We start from the raw sequence: 18,158 nt of genomic DNA, 5'->3' as shown, positions 1-18,158 counted from the left end.
CGTATGTTATGGCGGCCTATCGATTACTCCCGGAGCTATTCCGATTGATCCTGGAGCATTCGAATTGCTCTCGAAATGGCCGGCAGCGGCCAAATTTCCGACAAATATCAATACTATGGCCACGCCTACTTCTCCGATGACGCGGCCCCCGGCGCATCCATGGCAGGCTCCAACTCAAGAAGACCGGTTGTTGGTATGAAGATTCGCGTCGCGCTTGTTTCCGCCTTGCTGGCCGTGTCCGGCTGCTCCACGTTGAGCGGCAAGGGCCAAACGCTCGCGCCAACACCGGCTTCGACGCCTCCGTCCGGTGGCAAGGTCACGACCTCGATCATTTCCGCAATGGGCGGCGGCCTGATTGGCGGCTCGATCGGCAGCAGTCTCAGTGCCACGGAGAAGCGCAACGCCCTCGAGGCCGAATACAAGGCCCTTGAATATACGACCAGTGGCCAGAAGGTGGCGTGGAAGGGCGACCAGGCTTCGCGTTACGGCGAAGTGGTTCCGGCCCAGCCCTACCGTGTGGGATCGCAAGATTGCCGCCAGTATACGCAAACCGTGTTTAATGGAGGCGCCAGCGTTACCGCGCGCGGAACCGCCTGCCGCAACACCGATGGCAGTTGGACGCCGCTGACCTGATATCCAGACCGGGTCCGGCCGGTTGATGTCGATCAAGGACATCAGGCGCGCCTGCCGTCAAAGCGTCGCACGACATCTGTGTTGGCAGGGCAGGGCTCTGTCGTTATTGGATGAACCATGCTGTTCTGGGTCATAGCCGCGATACTGACGCTCGGTGCGAGCCTGGCGGTGCTGCTGCCATTGGCTGCTGGCCCGAATCGCGAATCTTCGAGTGGCGATCACGACCTGGAGGTCTATCGCGATCAATTGTCCGAGCTTGACCGCGACGCCGCACGCGGCTTGATCCAGCCTGCTGAGGCGGCCGAGGCGCGCGCCGAGATTGGTCGCCGCATCCTTCGCCTCGACAATGCCGATGCGGTCGGCAAGGCATCAACCCGGCAGGTCACGCCACGGCTCGTCGCCACCGTGGCCGTTCTGGCCGTGCCGCTGGTCAGCTGGGGTGTTTACAGCCGGATCGGCTCGCCTGATTTGCCGTCGCAGCCGCTCAGCCAACGGCTGGCCAAGAACCCGGCCGACAGTTCTGTCGACGAATTGGTGGCGCGGGCCGAAGCCCACCTTGCCGCCAACCCTGCCGACGGCAGGGGATGGGACGTGCTGGCCCCGGTCTATCTGCGCATGCAGCGCTTTTCCGACGCGGTGGCCGCCTATCGCAACGCCATCCGCCTCGACGGCGACAGCGGCATGCGTCAGGCCGGCCTCGGCGAGGCGATCGCCGGTGCGGCGGGCGGCATCGTTTCCGCCGATGCCCAGGATGCCTTCGAGGCGGCGCTGAGGCTCGATCCTGCCAATGCCAAAGCCAGCTTCTACCTGGCCATGGCCCTGGCGCAGGAGGGGCGAAACAAGGAAGCGGCCACGGCCTGGCAAGCGATGCTGGGCACTTTGCCGCCGGATTCGCCATGGCGCGATGCCGTCGAAAAGGCATTGGTTAAATCTGGGGGCCCTGAAGCCGGTTCCAGCGCGGCCGTGAAAGGTCCCGATGCAGCGGATGTCGACAACGCGTCCTCCCTATCGCCGCAGGACCGCGAAGCCATGATTAACACCATGGTCGCCGGCCTCGACGAAAAACTGCGGCAAAATCCGCGTGATACGGAAGGATGGATGCGGCTCGTACGTTCCTATGTCGTGCTGGGCAAGGCCGATCAGGCACGCGATGCGCTCGGTCGCGCCATATCGGTCTTTGGCGCCGGCAGTGACGAAGCCAAGAAACTCACCGCCTTTGCCGCCTCGCTCGGCCTGGCGGCGACGGAGTAGAACTGGATATGACCCGCAAGCAGAAACGACTGTCGGTCATTGCAGGCGGATTGGCTTTCCTGGGCGCCGCCACCGGGCTGACTTTCTATGCGCTGGGCCAGAAGGCTTCCTATTTCTATATGCCCGCTGACCTCACCACCGCGAGCGTTCAGCCCGGCCAGCGCATTAGGCTCGGCGGGCTGGTCGAAAAAGGCACGATCCAGCGCGGGCAGGGGGCAACCGTCGCCTTTTCGGTCACCGACACGCATAAATCGGTCAAGGTCAGCTATACCGGCATCCTGCCCGATCTCTTTCGCGAAGAGCAGGGCGTGATCACCGAGGGCACTTTCGGCCCGGACGGTGTCTTTGTCGCCGACAGCGTGCTGGCCAAGCATGACGAGCGCTACATGCCCAAGGAAGTGGCCGACGGCCTGAAGGCCAAGGGCGTCTGGCAGGAGAGCAAAAGTGACTGAACCAGAGCGGACAGCAGCAGCGGATCGCGGGGAGAGCCATGGTTGAAACCGGACATTTCGCCTTGGTTCTGGCGTTCGCGCTTTCGCTGGTGCAGACGATCGTGCCGCTGTTCGGCGCGCGGCTGAACAACCAGCGACTGATGGCTGTCGGCGGTCCCGTCGCGGTGACCGGCTTTGCGTTGACGGCGCTGTCCTTCGCGGCACTTGCGAGTGCCTATGCGAGCTCCGACTTTTCGCTGGCGAACGTCTGGGAGAATTCGCATTCGCTGCAGCCGATGATCTACAAGATCACAGGAACCTGGGGCAATCACGAAGGCTCGATGCTGCTCTGGGTGCTTATCCTGACGTTCTTTGGTGCCCTGGTCGCGGCTTTCGGTTCCAACCTGCCGGCAACGCTGCGCGCCAACGTGCTGGCCGTGCAGGGCGCCATCGGCGCCGCCTTCTTCCTGTTCATATTGGCGACGTCCAATCCCTTCATCCGGCTCAATCCGGCGCCGATCGAGGGCCGCGATCTCAACCCGGTCCTGCAGGATCTCGGCCTCGCCATTCATCCGCCTTTGCTCTATCTCGGCTATGTCGGCTTCTCGATCTGTTTTTCCTTCTCCGTCGCCGCCCTCATCGAAGGCCGCATCGACGCCTCCTGGGCGCGCTGGGTGAGGCCATGGACGCTGGTCGCCTGGATGTTCCTGACCGGCGGCATCGCCATGGGTTCGTACTGGGCCTATTACGAGCTCGGCTGGGGCGGCTTCTGGTTCTGGGATCCGGTCGAGAACGCCTCCTTCATGCCATGGCTGGCGGGCACCGCGCTGTTGCATTCGGCCATCGTCATGGAAAAGCGCTCGGCGCTGAAGATCTGGACGCTGCTGCTCGCCATCCTCACCTTTTCGCTGTCCTTGCTCGGCACCTTCCTGGTGCGCTCGGGCGTGCTCACATCGGTGCACGCCTTCGCCACCGATCCGACGCGCGGCGTCTTCATCCTGTGCATCCTGACGCTGTTCATCGGCGGCTCGCTGGCGTTGTTTGCGCTGCGCGCCTCGCGCTTGACGGCCGGCGGCCTGTTCCATCCGATCTCGCGCGAAGGCGCGCTCGTCCTCAACAATTTGTTCCTGACGACGGCGACCGCCACCGTGCTCGTCGGCACGCTCTATCCGCTGGCGTTGGAAGCACTGACGGGTGGCAAGATCTCGGTCGGTGCTCCCTTCTTCGACCTCACTTTCGGCCCATTGATGCTGCCGCTTCTGGCCCTCGTGCCGTTCGGCCCGCTGCTGGCCTGGAAGCGCGGCGACGTCATCGCCGCCTCGCAGCGCCTGATGGCCGCCTTCGCGCTGGCGCTGGGGGCGGTGCTGGTCACCGGCCTGTTTGTCGACGGCGCTTCGGTGTTCGCCGCCCTCGGCATCGGCCTCGCCGTCTGGCTGGTCGCCGGTGCGCTTACCGACCTCGCCGTCAAGTCAGGCGTCGGATCGGTTGCACCTTCCGTCATGTTCAGGCGCTTCGCCGGCCTGCCGCGCTCGGTCTTCGGCACGGCATTGGCCCATCTCGGCCTCGGCCTGACTTTGCTCGGCATCGTCGCCACGCTCTCCTTCGGCACCGAGAAAATCCTCACCATGCGCGCCGGCGAGACGGTGGAATTGTCAGGCCATACGCTGCGTTTCGTCGGGCTCTATCCGACGCAGGGGCCGAACTACAGCGAGGACCGTGGCCGCTTCGAACTGATCGGCGTCAGCGGCAGTCCGGTCGGCGAAATCAGTTCCGCCAAGCGGTTCTTTCCGGTGCGGCAGACGACCACCACGGAGTCCGGCATCAAGACGCTTGGCCTGTCCCAGCTCTACATTTCGCTCGGTGATGAGAGCAAGGACGGTTCGGTCGTGGTGCGCCTGTGGTGGAAGCCGCTGGTGACGCTGATCTGGGGCGGCGGGCTGGTGATGATGGCGGGCGCGGCCATGTCGCTGATGGACAGGCGCCTGCGCGTCGGCGCGCCGTCGCGGCGCCGCAAGCAGGCGAGTACGGTGGCGCCGGTGGCGCTGCCATGAAGGCACGGTTTTCCGCAACATCGCTTGTCTTGCTGCTGGCGCTGTTTTTCGCCGGCGCCGCGCAGGCGGTGAAGCCTGACGAGATGCTGGCCGATCCCGTGCTCGAGGCGAGGGCGCGGACGCTGTCGGAGGGCCTGCGCTGCATGGTCTGCCAGAACCAGTCGATCGACGAATCCGATGCCGACCTTGCTCGCGACCTGCGTATCCTGGTGCGTCAGCGTCTCGTCGCCGGCGACACCGACCAGCAGGTCATGGACTATGTCGTTTCCCGCTACGGCGAGTTCGTGCTGCTGAAGCCGCGTTTCGATCTGCGCAATGCGTTGCTCTGGGGCACGCCCGTACTGTTGCTGCTGGTCGGAGGCGTATTCATCGTGCTGAGCGCGCGGTCGCGCCGGACCTTGGCAACCAAGTCGCTGTCGCCAGACGAACAGGCGGCATTGGATGCCATCCTCCACCGCGACTGACGGCTGCGACAGCCCCGCCAACATTACCAAAGTTTCATGCGTCGGAAATGGCGCTGTAATGTGCGCCGCTCTAATTCTCCTTGCCTGAGGATGCCGATCAAGGCGCGTCCCTTTGAAAAGAGGATACGAGACCCCATGAATATTGCCCCCAATTCATATTCCCGCACCCGCAAGCGTCTCCTGGCTGCCGCCGCTTCCGTCGCCGTTGCCGGCATGATCGGCGTTGGCGCGCTGACCACAGGTACCAGCCCCGTTCTGGCCGATGCCGTACGCGTCGAGGCGCCGCAGGTGCAAGGCTTCGCCGATGTCGTCGAGCGTGTCTCTCCCGCCGTCGTCAGTGTCAAGGTCAAAGCCAAGATCCAGCCGACCGCCGATGACGGCTCCGATGACCAGGACGGTCTGGACAATCTTCCCAACAATCCGCAGCTGCGCCGCTTCTTCAAGGAGTTCCGCGGCTTTGGCGACCAAAACGGCCAGAACGACGGAGGCCATCGCCGCTTCGGTCACCGCGACCGCAACAACGATCAGCCGCGCCCGGTTGCGCAGGGTTCCGGCTTCTTCATCTCCGAGGATGGCTACCTCGTCACCAACAACCACGTCGTCGAAGAGGGCACCGCCTTCACCGTGGTGACCAATGACGGCAAGGAACTCGACGCCAAGCTGGTCGGTACCGACCCGCGCACCGATCTCGCCGTGCTGAAGGTCGACGGCGGCGGCAACAAGTTCACCTATGTCGACTTCGCCGATGATTCCAAGGTTCGCGTCGGCGACTGGGTCGTGGCCGTCGGCAATCCGTTCGGCCTTGGCGGCACCGTCACCGCCGGCATCGTCTCGGCGCGCGGTCGTGACATTGGCGCGGGCCCGTATGACGATTTCCTCCAGATCGACGCCTCGGTCAACCGTGGCAATTCGGGTGGCCCGACCTTCAATCTCAACGGCCAGGTGGTCGGCATCAACACGGCGATCTTCTCACCCTCGGGCGGCAGCGTCGGCATCGCCTTCGACATTCCCGCCTCGACTGCCAAGCAGGTTGTCGAGGACCTGATGAAGAACGGTGCGGTGCAGCGCGGCTGGCTCGGCGTCGAAATCCAGCCGGTCACGTCTGACATCGCCGAATCGCTCGGCCTGAAGTCGAACAACGGCGCGTTGGTGTCGAGCGCCCAAGACGATGGTCCGGGCAAGAAGGCCGGCATCACCGCCGGCGATGTTATCACCCAGGTCGAGGGCAAGGACGTCGCTTCGCCGAAGGAGCTCGCCCGCCTGATCGGCGCCTATTCGCCGGGCAAGTCGGTCGACGTCACCGTCTGGCGCGACGGCAAGAGCCAGACGATCAAGGTCGATCTCGGCAAGCTGCCGGCCAGCGACAAGCAGGCCTCGAACGACCAGCAACAGCAGCCTGCCGCTCCGGCCAAGCCCGATACGCTGGCCGATCTCGGTCTCACCGTCACCAAGTCCGATAACGGCAAGGGTCTTGTCGTGACCGACGTCGATCCCAACAGCGATGCCGCTGACCGCGGCATCCAGCCGGGCGACATCATCACCGCGGTCAACTCGAACGAAGTGAATGGCACCGACGACGTCGCCAAGGCGATGACCGACGCGGCGAAGGCTGGACGCAAGGCGGTGCTGATGCAGATCACCCGCGACAACAACAACCGTTTCGTCGCGCTGCCAGTCGCCAAGGGCTGACAAGACTTTTCCGGTGCGGCGGTTTCAAACACCCCCGAGCCGCCGCATGGGAAAGCATGGAGCCGGGTACGTTAGTCAGTCATCGTGCTCTCCTCCAGCGGCAGCGGGCCTCCCATCGCCCGCTGCCGCACATTTTGACAGCCCAAAACGCTCCCTCCGGCCTGGGCCGAGAAGATGTAGTGGCTGCAGGATCATGCCGCGAGACAGCCCCCGAAGCAGGCTCCTGGGATAAAGACAACCAGAGAACAAGATTTTATCGCGCGTGGTCTCAATCATCTTGACCGCAACGCGCTTTGGCAAAGGCTAAAATGCAGATGCCGGCTACTCAACCTTCCAGTGAAATCGCGTATAACGGCCCTATGAAGATTCTCGTCATAGAAGACGATCGCGAGGCTGCGGATTATCTGCAGAAAGCCTTCGCCGAGGCTGGTCATACCGCGCATGTCGCCGGTGATGGCGAAACCGGTTTCGCGCTGGCCGACTCCGGCGACTATGACGTCATGGTCATTGACCGGATGATGCCACGCCGCGACGGCCTGTCGGTCATCGCCGGTCTTCGCTCCCGGGGCAACACCACGCCGGTGCTGATCCTTTCGGCGCTGGGCGAGGTCGATGACCGCGTCACCGGCCTTCGCGCCGGCGGCGACGATTATCTGACCAAGCCGTATGCGTTCTCCGAGCTCCTGGCCCGCGTCGAAGTGTTGAACCGCCGCGCCAGCGCCAGGGAGGCCGAAACCGTCTACCGGGTTGGCGACCTTGAGCTCGACAGGCTGTCGCATTCGGTTCGCCGGGCGGGCCGCGAGATCACCCTTCAGCCGCGCGAATTCCGCTTGCTCGAATATCTGATGCGCCACGCCGGCCAGGTCGTGACGCGCACCATGCTGCTGGAAAACGTCTGGGACTATCATTTCGATCCGCAGACCAACGTCATCGATGTCCATGTCTCGCGGTTGCGCGGCAAGATCGAAAAGGGCTTCGACAAGCCGATCCTTCATACGGTTCGCGGCGCCGGCTACATGCTGAAGGGCGGCTAGAGCATGATCCCGAAAAGTGGGAACCGGTTTTCGGAAGAGATCATGCTCCAACAAAGAGCTAGATCAGCATGACGATTCAACCAGACGTCATGCAGATCTAGGCGACAGCATGGCTCTTTCCGTGCCGGCCATCATGAAGACGACGGCAGCGCGGCTTTCGGCGCTCTACCTTCTGCTCTTCGCGCTCTGCGCCGTGTTGCTGGTCTTCTACATGACCTCGCTGTCGGCGCGCATGCTGACGGCGCAGACGCAAGAGACCATCAACGACGAAGTGCTCGGTCTCGCCCGCGCCTATCAGCGTGGTGGCCTGCCGGTGCTGGTGCGCGTGGTCGAAAACCGCTCCCGCCAGCCTGGTGCCAACCTCTATCTTATCGCCGACGCCAATGGCCAGATCCTGACCGGCAATGTGCAGAGCCTGGCGCCGGGGGTGATTGACACAGAGGGTTGGACGACCGAGCCGTTTTCCTACAAGCGCTTCGGCGAAGGCGAGCTCGACCGCCTGCGCAGCGGAACGTCCGATCAGACGGCGTCTCCCGCAACTGGCGACAACGCGGCGCAGCAGGCCGAAGGCGAGAAGGGTCACAACGCCATTGCGCTGGTGCTGCGGCTACCCAACCAGATGATCATGCTGGTCGGCCGCGATCTTGGGGAACCAGAGCGCTTCCGCGCCGTCATCCGCCGGGCGCTGATGCTGGCGCTTGGCATGATGGGCCTCGGCGGACTGCTGATCTGGTTCTTTGTCGGCCGTGCCGCGCTGAAGCGCATCGACAGCGTGTCGGAGGCCAGCCGCCGCATCATGGGCGGTGATCTCTCCGGCCGGCTGCCGGTGACCGGCGCCGGCGACGAGTTCGACCGGCTCTCGGAAAACCTGAATTCCATGCTGACTAGGATCGCCACGCTCAACGAAGGTCTGAAGCAGGTCTCCGATAACATCGCGCATGATCTGAAGACACCGCTGACCCGGCTGCGCAACCGTGCCGAAGCGACACTTTCCGGCAAGCACAAGCCCGCCGACTATCGCCAGGCGCTCGAAGGCACCATCACCGAGTCCGACCAGCTCATAAAGACCTTCAACGCCATCCTGATGATCTCCAGGCTCGAGGCCGGATATTCGTCCGAACACACCAACCGCGTCGATCTGGCGGCGGCCGTGCGGGATGTCGTCGAGCTCTACGAGCCGGTGGCGGAAGAGGCTGGCGTTTCGCTGGAAGCCGAAGTGAATGGTGCTTTTCTCGTCGACGGCAACCGTGAACTGATTGGCCAGGCGCTGTCCAACATCGTCGACAATGCGATCAAATATTCGATCGACTCCACGTCCAAGCCGGCGGTTCGCGTAACGCTCAAGCGGATACATGGCGAGATCAGGCTTTGTGTCGCCGACAATGGCCAGGGCATTCCGGACGATGCCGATCGCGCCCGGGCAACCGAGCGTTTCGTGCGGCTGGAGAAGAGCCGTTCGCAGCCGGGCTCCGGCCTTGGCCTCAGCCTCGCCAAGGCGGTCATGACCTTCCACTATGGAAGGCTTGATCTCTTGCCTGGCAATCCAGGACTATCCGTGGTCATGAGTTTCCCTGCACGGGAGGATCACTGATGGCTGCGGCTGCGAAGCGGACGGTCACGGATTGGCTGCTGAAATCAGCGATTGGGCTTGCCCCTCTCGACGACGGGCGGGCGCGGCAGGAACTGGCCGAAGTCGCCACGGCGGCACACGAAGAAGGATTGGCACGGCTGGCCAAGTTCCTGGGCGGCAAGGGGGACGGCCAGGATTTCCTCGCCGCCGTCTTCGACCTTTCACCCTTCCTGCGTGACACCGCGCGCCGGCGGCCACGGATACTGGATGCCCTTTTCGACCAGCCGGTCGAGGCCCGCCTGGAAGCGATCACCACTGCCATCGATCAAGCCCCGTTAGCTGAAACGGTTTCGGAATCCGGCCTGATGATGGAGCTGCGCCAGTGCAAGGCCGAGGCGCATTTCCTGATCGCGCTGGCCGATCTCGCCGGTGAGGCGGAAACATCGCTGACGGTACGGCGGCTGAGCGATCTTGCCGACGCCTGTACTCGTGCCGCAGTCGACTTCCTGCTGCGCGACGCGCATGGCCAGGGCAAGCTCAAACTGCCGGACCTCGGCAACCCGTCTCTGCAATCGGGCTGGATTTTGCTCGGCATGGGCAAGCTTGGCGCTCATGAGTTGAATTTCTCCTCCGACATCGATCTTGTCGTCTTCTTCGATCCGGAAGCGCCCGCCGTGGTCGATCCTCTCGGCGCCACTGAACTGTTTTCACGGCTGACACGACGGCTGGTGCGCATCCTGCAGGACCGCACCGAGCACGGCTATGTCTTCCGCACCGATCTGCGGCTGCGCCCCGATCCCGGTTCGACGCCACTGGCGATCCCCGTCGAAGCCGCGCTGCGCTACTACGAAGCGCGTGGCCAGAACTGGGAACGTGCGGCGATGATCAAGGCCCGTCCGGTGGCCGGTGATCTGGCCGCGGGCGCTGCCTGCCTCAAGGAGTTGCAGCCCTATATCTGGCGCAAATACATGGACTATGCGGCAATTGCCGACGTCCATTCGATCAAACGCCAGATCCACGCCCACAAGGGTCATGGCGAGATTGCCGTGAAGGGCCACAACGTCAAGCTCGGCCGCGGCGGCATCCGCGAGATCGAGTTCTTCGTCCAGACCCAACAACTCATCGCCGGCGGCCGCTTTCCGGAACTGCGCGGCCGCGAAACGGTGCCGATGCTCGGCCAGCTTGCCGTGCGCGGCTGGATCACCACGGAGGCGCGTGATGCGCTCGCCCGCCAATACTGGTTCCTGCGTCGTGTCGAGCACGCCATCCAGATGGTGGCCGATGAGCAGACGCATACACTGCCGGAAGACGATGAAGGGCTGGAGCGCATTGCCCGTATGCTGGGTTTTGCCGATGCGGCTGCTTTTTCCCTGGCATTCCGGGGCTCGCTGCAGCAGGTCGAACGCCACTACGCGGCGCTTTTCGAAACCGCGCCTGAGCTTTCGGCGGGCATCGGCAATCTGGTATTCACCGGCGATGTCGACGACCCCGACACACTGCAGACCCTGCACGGCCTCGGCTTCCAGCGGCCGAGCGATATCTGCCGCGTCATCCGTGGCTGGCATTTCGGACGTTACCGCGTCACCCAGTCGGCGGAGGCGCGCGAGCGGCTGACGGAATTGACGCCGGCGCTGCTCAAGGCGTTCGGCCAGACGCGACGGGCGGACGAGGCCTTGGTCCGTTTCGATGAATTCCTTGCCGGCCTGCCGGCCGGCATCCAGCTGTTTTCGCTGCTGCAGTCCAACCCGGCACTGCTCAAGCTGATGGCGACGATCATGGGTGCGGCACCCCGGCTGGCGGCGATCATCACGCGCCGGCCGCATGTTTTCGATGGCTTGCTCGACCCGGCTTTGCTGACCGAACTGCCTGATCGTGCCTATCTCTCGGCGCGGCTTTCAGCCTTCCTCGAAGGCGACAGGGCCTATGAGGAGGTGCTCGACCGGTTGCGCATTTTTGCCTCCGAGCAGAAATTCCTTATCGGCGTGCGGCTGCTCGCCGGTTCGATCGATCCGGCCCGCGCCGGCCGCGCCTTTTCCGATCTTGCCGATCTCACGATCGCGGCTGCCTTACAGGCGGTGACCGCCGAATTCGCGGCGCGCCACGGCACGATTGCCGGCGGCGTGGTTTCGCTGCTCGGCATGGGCAAGCTTGGCAGCCGCGAATTGACCGCGGGGTCCGATGTCGACCTCATCCTGCTCTACGATCATGACGCCGACGCCGAGGACTCCGACGGTGAAAAGCCGCTGGCGCCTTCGCATTACTATACTCGCATGACGCAGCGGCTGATCTCGGCCGTATCGGCGCCGACGGCGGAAGGCGTGCTCTACGAACTGGACCTGCGGCTGCGCCCATCCGGCAACAAGGGACCGGTGGCCACCCACATCGATGCATTCAAGAAATATCAGCGCCAGGAGGCCTGGACCTGGGAGCACATGGCGCTGTCTCGCGCGCGCGCCATTGGCGGCGACGGCGGCCTGTGCGCCGAGGTCGAAGCGGAAGTTGCGGCCGTCCTTGACCAACCGCGCGACGCGGCAAAGGTGAAGGCGGAGGCTCGAGACATGCGGGCCATGATCGAACAGGAAAAGCCGCCGCGCGACCTCTGGGACATCAAGCTGATCCCCGGCGGCCTGATCGATCTCGAATTCGTCGCCCAGGTGGCTGTCATTACCGGAGAGGTCGAGGCCGGGCCGCGTGCCACCGGTACGGCAGAAATCCTGTCTCGCCTGGCGCCTCGCTTCGCCGATGCCGGGGTCAGGCAGGACCTCGGCGATGCCTATACGCTCTATCTGGCGCTGACCCAGATGACGCGGCTCTGCCTCACTGGCCCATTCGAGCGCGACGACGTGCCGCCGGGGCTTTCGGATCTGCTGCTGGCGGTGACCGACCTGCCGGATTTCGGTGTGCTGGAAGCACACCTCAAAGAGACGTCGCAGAAGGTCAGAGAGGACTTTGACCTTCTGCTTCGGGCCTGACAGCCCTGAGACAGCTGTAGAAGCATCGGATCCAAAAGTGGAAACCGGTTTGGGAAGATCCGATGCTCGGACAAGAGATAGGGCGGCAACAGGATCGAAGATCCGCCGCTCTCGCATCGGGGGTGACGATGCAACAGGAGAAGACCATGAGAAAGTCAACCACGCTTGCCCTTGCCTTCGCCGCACTTGCCGGCGCCGTCGGCACCACCGCCTATGCCGAAAACAACGCCAGCGCGAGAATGCGCGAGGGCATGATGGCCCGCCTCGACAAGGCGATGAGCGATTCCGATGGTGCCATCACCTTCGACCAGTTCTCGGACGCCATGGACGCCCGGCTGAGGAAGCTCGTTGCCGACAATGGCGGCAAGCTGACCGTCGCTCAACTGGCCGATGCGCTGGAGAAGGCACGTTTCGAGCGCATGGCCAGGCGCATCATCGCCCGCTACGACACCAAGGGCGACGGCACGCTGACATCAGATGACATTACCGGTCGCGAGAAGAAGATCTTCGCCATGCTCGACAAGAACAATGACGGCAAGATCGAGAAGAGCGAGCTGCCGAAGGGCGGCCGCTTTGGCCATCACCGTCAATCGGATGACGAAGGCGACATGCAGTAGGATCGATCGATGCGGGCTCCGGCGGCGTCGCTCGGAGCCTGTCGTTCAAGCCGCGACCTTGACCGCTGGCGTCGCTCTCTTCACGGGAATGCGCACCGACACGATCGTGCCGACGCCTTCTGTCGAACGGATCTTCAGCGCGCCGCCCTGGAGCTCGGCCAGCGAGCGCGATATTGCGAGGCCGAGGCCTGATCCGGCGTGGTTCTTGGAAAACTGGTTCTGTACCTGTTCGAAGGGCCGCCCAAGCTTGCCGAGCGCCTCTTTCGGAATACCGCAGCCATTGTCCTCGATGGTCAGCACCAGCGCCCCAGATGTGTTGCGGGCCCTGACCGATATGTGGCCCCCCTGGCCGGTGAATTTTACCGCATTGGACAGGAGGTTGATGACGATCTGCTTGATGGCGCGGCGATCGGCGAACAAAGTGAGCGCCTCGGCGATGCGCGTTTCCACGGTGATCGCCTTTTGCGCGGCCTGCAGCGAGACGACGCGCACCGTCTCGCTGATCAACGGACCGAGGTCGATCTGCTCCTGGTCCAGCGAGAACTGGCCGGCTTCGATCTTGGACATGTCGAGTATGTCGTTGATGACGCCCAGCAGGTATTTGCCGCTGCTGTTGATGTCGGTGGCGTACTCCTCGTAGCGCTCCGACCCCAGCGGGCCGAACAGCCCCTGTTCCATCAGTTCGGAGAAGCCGATGATGGCGTTCAGCGGCGTGCGCAGTTCATGCGACATGTTGGCCAGGAATTCGGATTTCGCCCGGTTCGCCGCCTCGGCGCGCTCGGTTTCCTTCATGTATTTGCGGTTGAGGTCGACCAATTCGCTGGAGCGCTCTTCTTCGGATCGCCTGGCGAGGCTGAGATCATGGATGGTTGCCATCAGCCTGCGTTCGCTGTCGACCAGCTTTTCCTGATGCAGCTTGATCTGGGTGATGTCGGATCCAACCGAGACGATGCCGCCGTCCCTGGTCCTGAGTTCGTTGACCTGCAGCCAGCGGCCGTCGGACAGCTGCCGCTCGAACGTAGCACCGCCTTGCGGACCATTGGTGTTGGCAAGCCGGCGCTCGGAAGCAAAGGCCAGCATTCGCCCTTCCAGCGAAGCGCGCGTTACACCCGGCATGACGTCCCGATCCGAGAGGCCGTTGTCCTGCTGGTATTTGGAGTTGCACATGATCAGGCGCTGCGCCGAATCCCACAGCACGAAGGATTCGTTGATGTTCTCGATCGCGGTCCTGAGGCGAAGATCGGCCGCCTCGGAACGCAGTGCCAGATGGCGCTGCTCGGTGACGTCGACCGCGATGCCGATCAGTTGTATCTCCGGCGCTTCCGGATCCATGACCTGTGCACGGGCGCGCATCCACACCCATTGGCCATCGGCATGCCGCATCCGGAACACCTGGTCGATGTGGTCGATCTCGCGGGCGACGATTTTGTTGGCGAGTTCGAATAGGTTGCCGTCTTCGGGATGGATGATCTCGTCGACCGCGCCGAAGGACAGCATGGTCTCGCAGGGCTCGTAGCCCAGCATGTCATACATCGAGCGCGACCAATACATCTTGCCGCGCACCATGTCCCAGTCCCACAGGCCGCAGCGGCCGCGCACCAGCGCCATGTCGATGCGCTGATGCGCTTCGAGGTATATGCGATCGGCTGCCTGCGCACGTGCCGCCTGGCCGAAATAGGCGTAGAGGATGATGATCAGCACGCCGGCGGTCAGCACGAACAGGGTGACGTTCAGCGAGACGGTCTTGCGCCATGTGTCGAAGACCGCTTCCTGCGGCACCAGAGCCGCCGCGGCTCCCTTCCGATCCTTGGCTACGCTGACCGCGGCGTACCAGTCCTGGCCGCCGATATTGACGTCCATGACACCTGCGCGGTCGCCGAACATGAACAGGGGTTGGCCGCCCTCGACGAGGCCGTCGAGCGAATGGCCTTGCCACGGCATCGACCGCGGCGTCACGGCTGTGATCTTGAAGGCGCTGTCGGTGATGACGAGCACGTGGCTGCGACCCATCGCAGCCTGCCGGCTGGTCGTCTCCAACAGATCCTGAATGGCGCCGGGCAAAGTATCTGGGGTGGTGGCCAGCGAACTGGCCAGCTGACCCGCCGCCAGCATGAGGATCGCCTTGGTATCGCGCTCGATATCGTCGCGCTCGTTCATCAGCGACAGCACGCGCAGCGCCGCGATCACGATCAGGAAGATGATGATGAGGGCCGGTATCGACCGGCGCAGCAGCGGTTCAGCGGCCAGAAGCCGCTTGTAGGTCGGTTCGGCAATGAGCCGCGTATTCCCGGCAAGGCCGTCGCCGCGCGTCTCGCGGCGCGCAAAAGCCATCCCACCGGGCGCGCCCCACGCGTCCGCCTTCGCCATAAATGGCACTCCCCGATTTTTCAGTATGCCCGCATTTCTATGTGCTTGGTGATCCGGCAACACCGCACGTCCGAATCGTCATTAAAGAATCAAAGGTGATTCGCCTTGTCCAGTGGTCCGGCGAAAAAAGATTAAAAATCGACTAAAATAATGAGCTTTTGGAGCTGCGGCGCCTCGGCCTTCCCCCCGCGGGAGAGAAGGCCAGGGATGATTACGCCAGAGTGCGCTCGACAATATCGCGCAGATCCGCCGACAGGTTTTCGGCGCTGGCGATAGAAAGCAGCGCTTCGCGGGCCTTGCCCTGCCTGCCCGGTTCGAGCGAACGCCATGATCTGAGTGCCGTCGCCAGCCTTGCCGCCACCTGCGGATTGCGCTTTTCGACCTCGAGCACCGTTTGCGCGAAGAACCGGTAGCCTTCGCCGTCGGCACGGTGGAAGCCGGTCTGGTTGGCGCTGGCGAAGGTGCCGATCAACGAGCGCACCCGGTTTGGATTGGCCATCGAGAAGGCAGCATGAGCAGTCAGCGCCCGAACCGTGTCCACGGCCTGCGGCCCTGGCACGCTGGCCTGGATCTGGAACCATTTGTCCATGACCAGCGGGTTGGAAGCGTACTTGCTGGCGAAAGCCGCCAGCGCCTGGCTTGCCTCCGGCGAACCATGGTGGCGATGCGCGAGCGCGCCAAGCGCCGACGCACGGTCGGTCATGTTCGTCGCCGATTGGAAATGGCCCGCGGCCAATGCCGCTCCGCCTGGCAGCAGCGAGAGATAGTCCAGCAAAGTGTTGCGCAGGGCGCGTCGTCCCGCACTTGTCGAGTCCGGGCTGAACGCGGCCATGTCCGCGAGGCGATCATACAACCGCGCGAAGGATTCCCGGTTCGCCGTGGCGATCGCCAGCGCCAGCGCCTCGCGTGCCGCGTGGATGGCGTCGGGATCGATATTCCTGCCGATGTCGCGGGCGACGTCGGCATCGCCGGGGAGCGCCAGCGCCAGCGCCCGGTAGGCGGGCTCCAGCGTCTCGTCGGCGGCGATATTGCCGGCAAGCTCGGTCAGCCGCGTCGCGAAGACCGGCTGCTTGCCGTCAAGGATATCGCGAAAGCCAGCGATCAGCACATCGGTGAGCAGCGTGTTGAAGGCTTGCCAGCGCGAGAAGGCATCGCTGTCGTGGCGGGCGAGGAAGAACTGGTCGTCGGCCTTCTGCTCGACCGACAGCGTCACAGGCGCCGAGAAGCCACGGTTGAGCGACACGGCCGGACGTTCGGCGACGCCCGAGAAACGGACCATGTGGCGACGCTTGCGGATATGGATGACGCCATCCTCGACACTGGCGCCCTCGACGCCGCTATACGCGACAGGCTTGCCGTTGGCGCCTATCAGGCCGAAGGCAAGCGGGATATGCATCAGCCGCTTGCGGCTCTCGGAGGGGGTCGGCGGCACCGATTGCTCGATCTCGAGCGTGAATTCCTGCGCCGCCGCATTGTGCGTCGAACTGACCGTCAGGTTGGGCGTGCCCGCTTGATGATACCAGAGCGCGAACTGCGACAGGTCGCGTCCCGAGGCGTCCTCGAACACCTTGATGAAATCCTCGATCGTCGCCGCCTCGCCGTCATGGCGCTCGAAATAGAGGTCCATGCCGGCGCGAAAGGCCTCTGCTCCGAGGATGGTGCGGATCATGCGCACCACTTCGGAGCCCTTTTCGTAGACGGTCGCCGTGTAGAAATTGTTGATCTCGCGGTAGCGGCGCGGCCGCACCGGATGCGCCAGGGGACCTTGATCTTCCGGAAACTGATGAGCGCGCAGCGTGCGCACTTCGGCGATGCGTTTGACCGCGCGCGAGCGCTGGTCGGCGGAGAATTCGTGATCGCGGAAGACCGTCAGGCCTTCCTTGAGGCAAAGCTGGAACCAGTCCCGGCAAGTGATTCTGTTGCCTGTCCAATTGTGGAAATATTCATGCGCGATGATCGCCTCGATATTGGCGAAATCGGCGTCCGTCGCGGTCTCCTGGTCGGCCAGCACATATTTGTCGTTGAAGATGTTGAGGCCTTTGTTCTCCATCGCGCCCATGTTGAAGTCGGAAACGGCGACGATGTTGAAGACGTCGAGGTCGTATTCACGGCCAAAAGCCTCCTCGTCCCATCGCATCGACCGCTTCAGCGCGTCCATTGCGTAGCCGGCGAGATTCTCCTTGCCGCGCTCGACATAGATGCCGAGTTCGACCTCGCGGCCGCTCATTGTGACGAAACTGTCGGCGACCTGGCCGAGATTGCCGGCCACCAGCGCGAACAGATAGGACGGCTTGGGGAAGGGGTCGTGCCATCCGGCATAGTGCCAGCCGTCGCCGAGATCGCCCTTGTCGACCGGATTGCCGTTGGACAGGAGCAGCGGTGCCTCGTCACGCAGGGCCTCGATGCGCACGGTGTAGACGGACAGGATATCGGGGCGATCGAGGAAATAGGTAATGCGGCGAAAGCCTTCGGCCTCGCATTGCGTGCAATAGACATTGTTCGAGCGGTAGAGGCCCATCAGCGCTTCGTTGCCGGCTGGGGCCAGTTCGGTCTCGATCAGCAGTTGGAAACGGTGCGCGGAGGGCGGCTTGAGAATGGTCAGTTGGTCAGGTGTCACCTTGAGATCGGCCGGTTTTGCCTTCTTGCCGTCGATCTCGGCGCGCCTGAGCGTCAGCCCGTCGCCATCGAGCACCAATGGCGCCGCCGCGGATATGCCGTCGCGACGCTCGATCGTCAGTACTGCGGTGACGATTGTGGCCTCGGGCGAAAGGCGGAAGGTGAGGTTGGTCAGCGGAATGAGGTAATCGTTGGGGCGATAGTCTTCGAGCTTGAAGACCTGGCCGGTGTCCGTGCGCATTCCCTGGTTTTTCCTGTCGATTGCGTTGGACGCGGATGGTCCCGCTGGTCCAAGAAATTTGAAGTCCGCGCTCTTTACACGAAACGGTCCCTCGACAAAACTCAGCCGATGCCTATTTCCGGCGTTCCTTCACCACATCCTCACGAGGCAGCGATGACCGTCGTCACAGCGAAATTCGGCATCGGCGCTTCCGTGCGGCGGCGTGCCTGCGGCGTCTGGTGT

12 protein-coding genes are annotated in these 18,158 nt (G+C 63.5%); 10 read left to right on the top strand and 2 right to left on the bottom strand.

All coding sequences use genetic code 11. From position 1 onward, the window contains the following. The first annotated feature begins 75 nt into the window (after nucleotides 1-75). The 10 genes from EB233_RS23970 to EB233_RS23925 all read left to right on the top strand — a co-directional run bounded on the left by EB233_RS23970 (nucleotide 76) and on the right by EB233_RS23925 (nucleotide 12,712). Entirely contained in the window at nucleotides 76-633 is a 558-nt protein-coding gene (locus EB233_RS23970) for a hypothetical protein (RefSeq protein ID WP_244277814.1), read from the top strand. A gap of 117 nt (nucleotides 634-750) precedes the next feature. Next, nucleotides 751-1,884, top strand: coding sequence for a c-type cytochrome biogenesis protein CcmI (gene ccmI / locus EB233_RS23965; protein WP_064991816.1), 1,134 nt, complete (start codon nucleotides 751-753; stop codon nucleotides 1,882-1,884). 8 nt (nucleotides 1,885-1,892) lie between these two features. Then, complete coding sequence (gene ccmE / locus EB233_RS23960; RefSeq protein WP_064991815.1) at nucleotides 1,893-2,336, top strand: cytochrome c maturation protein CcmE; 444 nt, start codon at nucleotides 1,893-1,895, stop codon at nucleotides 2,334-2,336. Nucleotides 2,337-2,374: 38 nt separating this feature from the next. After that, entirely contained in the window at nucleotides 2,375-4,366 is a 1,992-nt protein-coding gene (locus EB233_RS23955) for a heme lyase CcmF/NrfE family subunit (RefSeq protein ID WP_064991814.1), read from the top strand. Next, entirely contained in the window at nucleotides 4,363-4,830 is a 468-nt protein-coding gene (locus EB233_RS23950) for a cytochrome c-type biogenesis protein (RefSeq protein ID WP_064991813.1), read from the top strand. The genes EB233_RS23955 and EB233_RS23950 overlap by 4 nt, the downstream gene beginning before the upstream one ends. Before the next feature lie 135 nt (nucleotides 4,831-4,965). Beyond that, nucleotides 4,966-6,519 carry a Do family serine endopeptidase gene (locus tag EB233_RS23945; protein WP_064991812.1) on the top strand — a complete coding sequence of 518 codons (1,554 nt, stop codon included), beginning with the start codon at nucleotides 4,966-4,968 and terminating at the stop codon, nucleotides 6,517-6,519. A 359-nt stretch (nucleotides 6,520-6,878) separates the two neighbouring features. Continuing rightward, nucleotides 6,879-7,553, top strand: a complete 675-nt coding sequence (locus EB233_RS23940) for a response regulator transcription factor (RefSeq protein WP_064991811.1) — start codon at nucleotides 6,879-6,881, stop codon at nucleotides 7,551-7,553. Nucleotides 7,554-7,662: 109 nt separating this feature from the next. Continuing rightward, nucleotides 7,663-9,144, top strand: coding sequence for a sensor histidine kinase (locus EB233_RS23935; protein ID WP_064991810.1), 1,482 nt, complete (start codon nucleotides 7,663-7,665; stop codon nucleotides 9,142-9,144). Then, nucleotides 9,144-12,095, top strand: coding sequence for a bifunctional [glutamine synthetase] adenylyltransferase/[glutamine synthetase]-adenylyl-L-tyrosine phosphorylase (locus EB233_RS23930; protein WP_064991809.1), 2,952 nt, complete (start codon nucleotides 9,144-9,146; stop codon nucleotides 12,093-12,095). The genes EB233_RS23935 and EB233_RS23930 overlap by 1 nt, the downstream gene beginning before the upstream one ends. Before the next feature lie 146 nt (nucleotides 12,096-12,241). After that, nucleotides 12,242-12,712: an EF-hand domain-containing protein gene (locus EB233_RS23925; protein ID WP_064991906.1), complete on the top strand. Its 471-nt coding sequence runs from the start codon at nucleotides 12,242-12,244 to the stop codon at nucleotides 12,710-12,712. A 45-nt stretch (nucleotides 12,713-12,757) separates the two neighbouring features. Here the strand turns inward: EB233_RS23925 and EB233_RS23920 are convergent, their stop codons facing one another. Then, nucleotides 12,758-15,079: a PAS domain-containing sensor histidine kinase gene (locus tag EB233_RS23920; protein ID WP_064991808.1), complete on the bottom strand. Its 2,322-nt coding sequence runs from the start codon at nucleotides 15,077-15,079 to the stop codon at nucleotides 12,758-12,760. 211 nt (nucleotides 15,080-15,290) lie between these two features. Then, on the bottom strand, nucleotides 15,291-17,936 hold the full coding sequence (gene pepN, locus EB233_RS23915; RefSeq protein ID WP_064991807.1) for an aminopeptidase N: 2,646 nt from the start codon (nucleotides 17,934-17,936) through the stop codon (nucleotides 15,291-15,293). Nucleotides 17,937-18,158: the final 222 nt, after the last annotated feature.

The sequence above is a fragment of the Mesorhizobium erdmanii genome (assembly GCF_013170725.1).
GTDB lineage: Bacteria > Pseudomonadota > Alphaproteobacteria > Rhizobiales > Rhizobiaceae > Mesorhizobium > Mesorhizobium erdmanii.
This window is presented reverse-complemented; position numbering and strand designations above follow the sequence as displayed.

What these genes read in the sequence shown, in the direction of transcription:
- ccmI (WP_064991816.1), top strand. Translation starts at nt 751, where the DNA reads ATGCTGTTCTGGGTCATAGCCGCGATACTGACGCTCGGTGCGAGCCTG.
- pepN (WP_064991807.1), bottom strand. Translation starts at nt 17,936, where the DNA reads ATGCGCACGGACACCGGCCAGGTCTTCAAGCTCGAAGACTATCGCCCC.
- EB233_RS23920 (WP_064991808.1), bottom strand. Translation starts at nt 15,079, where the DNA reads ATGGCGAAGGCGGACGCGTGGGGCGCGCCCGGTGGGATGGCTTTTGCG.
- EB233_RS23935 (WP_064991810.1), top strand. Translation starts at nt 7,663, where the DNA reads ATGGCTCTTTCCGTGCCGGCCATCATGAAGACGACGGCAGCGCGGCTT.
- EB233_RS23955 (WP_064991814.1), top strand. Translation starts at nt 2,375, where the DNA reads ATGGTTGAAACCGGACATTTCGCCTTGGTTCTGGCGTTCGCGCTTTCG.
- EB233_RS23970 (WP_244277814.1), top strand. Translation starts at nt 76, where the DNA reads ATGGCCGGCAGCGGCCAAATTTCCGACAAATATCAATACTATGGCCAC.
- EB233_RS23950 (WP_064991813.1), top strand. Translation starts at nt 4,363, where the DNA reads ATGAAGGCACGGTTTTCCGCAACATCGCTTGTCTTGCTGCTGGCGCTG.
- EB233_RS23930 (WP_064991809.1), top strand. Translation starts at nt 9,144, where the DNA reads ATGGCTGCGGCTGCGAAGCGGACGGTCACGGATTGGCTGCTGAAATCA.
- EB233_RS23925 (WP_064991906.1), top strand. Translation starts at nt 12,242, where the DNA reads ATGAGAAAGTCAACCACGCTTGCCCTTGCCTTCGCCGCACTTGCCGGC.
- ccmE (WP_064991815.1), top strand. Translation starts at nt 1,893, where the DNA reads ATGACCCGCAAGCAGAAACGACTGTCGGTCATTGCAGGCGGATTGGCT.
- EB233_RS23945 (WP_064991812.1), top strand. Translation starts at nt 4,966, where the DNA reads ATGAATATTGCCCCCAATTCATATTCCCGCACCCGCAAGCGTCTCCTG.
- EB233_RS23940 (WP_064991811.1), top strand. Translation starts at nt 6,879, where the DNA reads ATGAAGATTCTCGTCATAGAAGACGATCGCGAGGCTGCGGATTATCTG.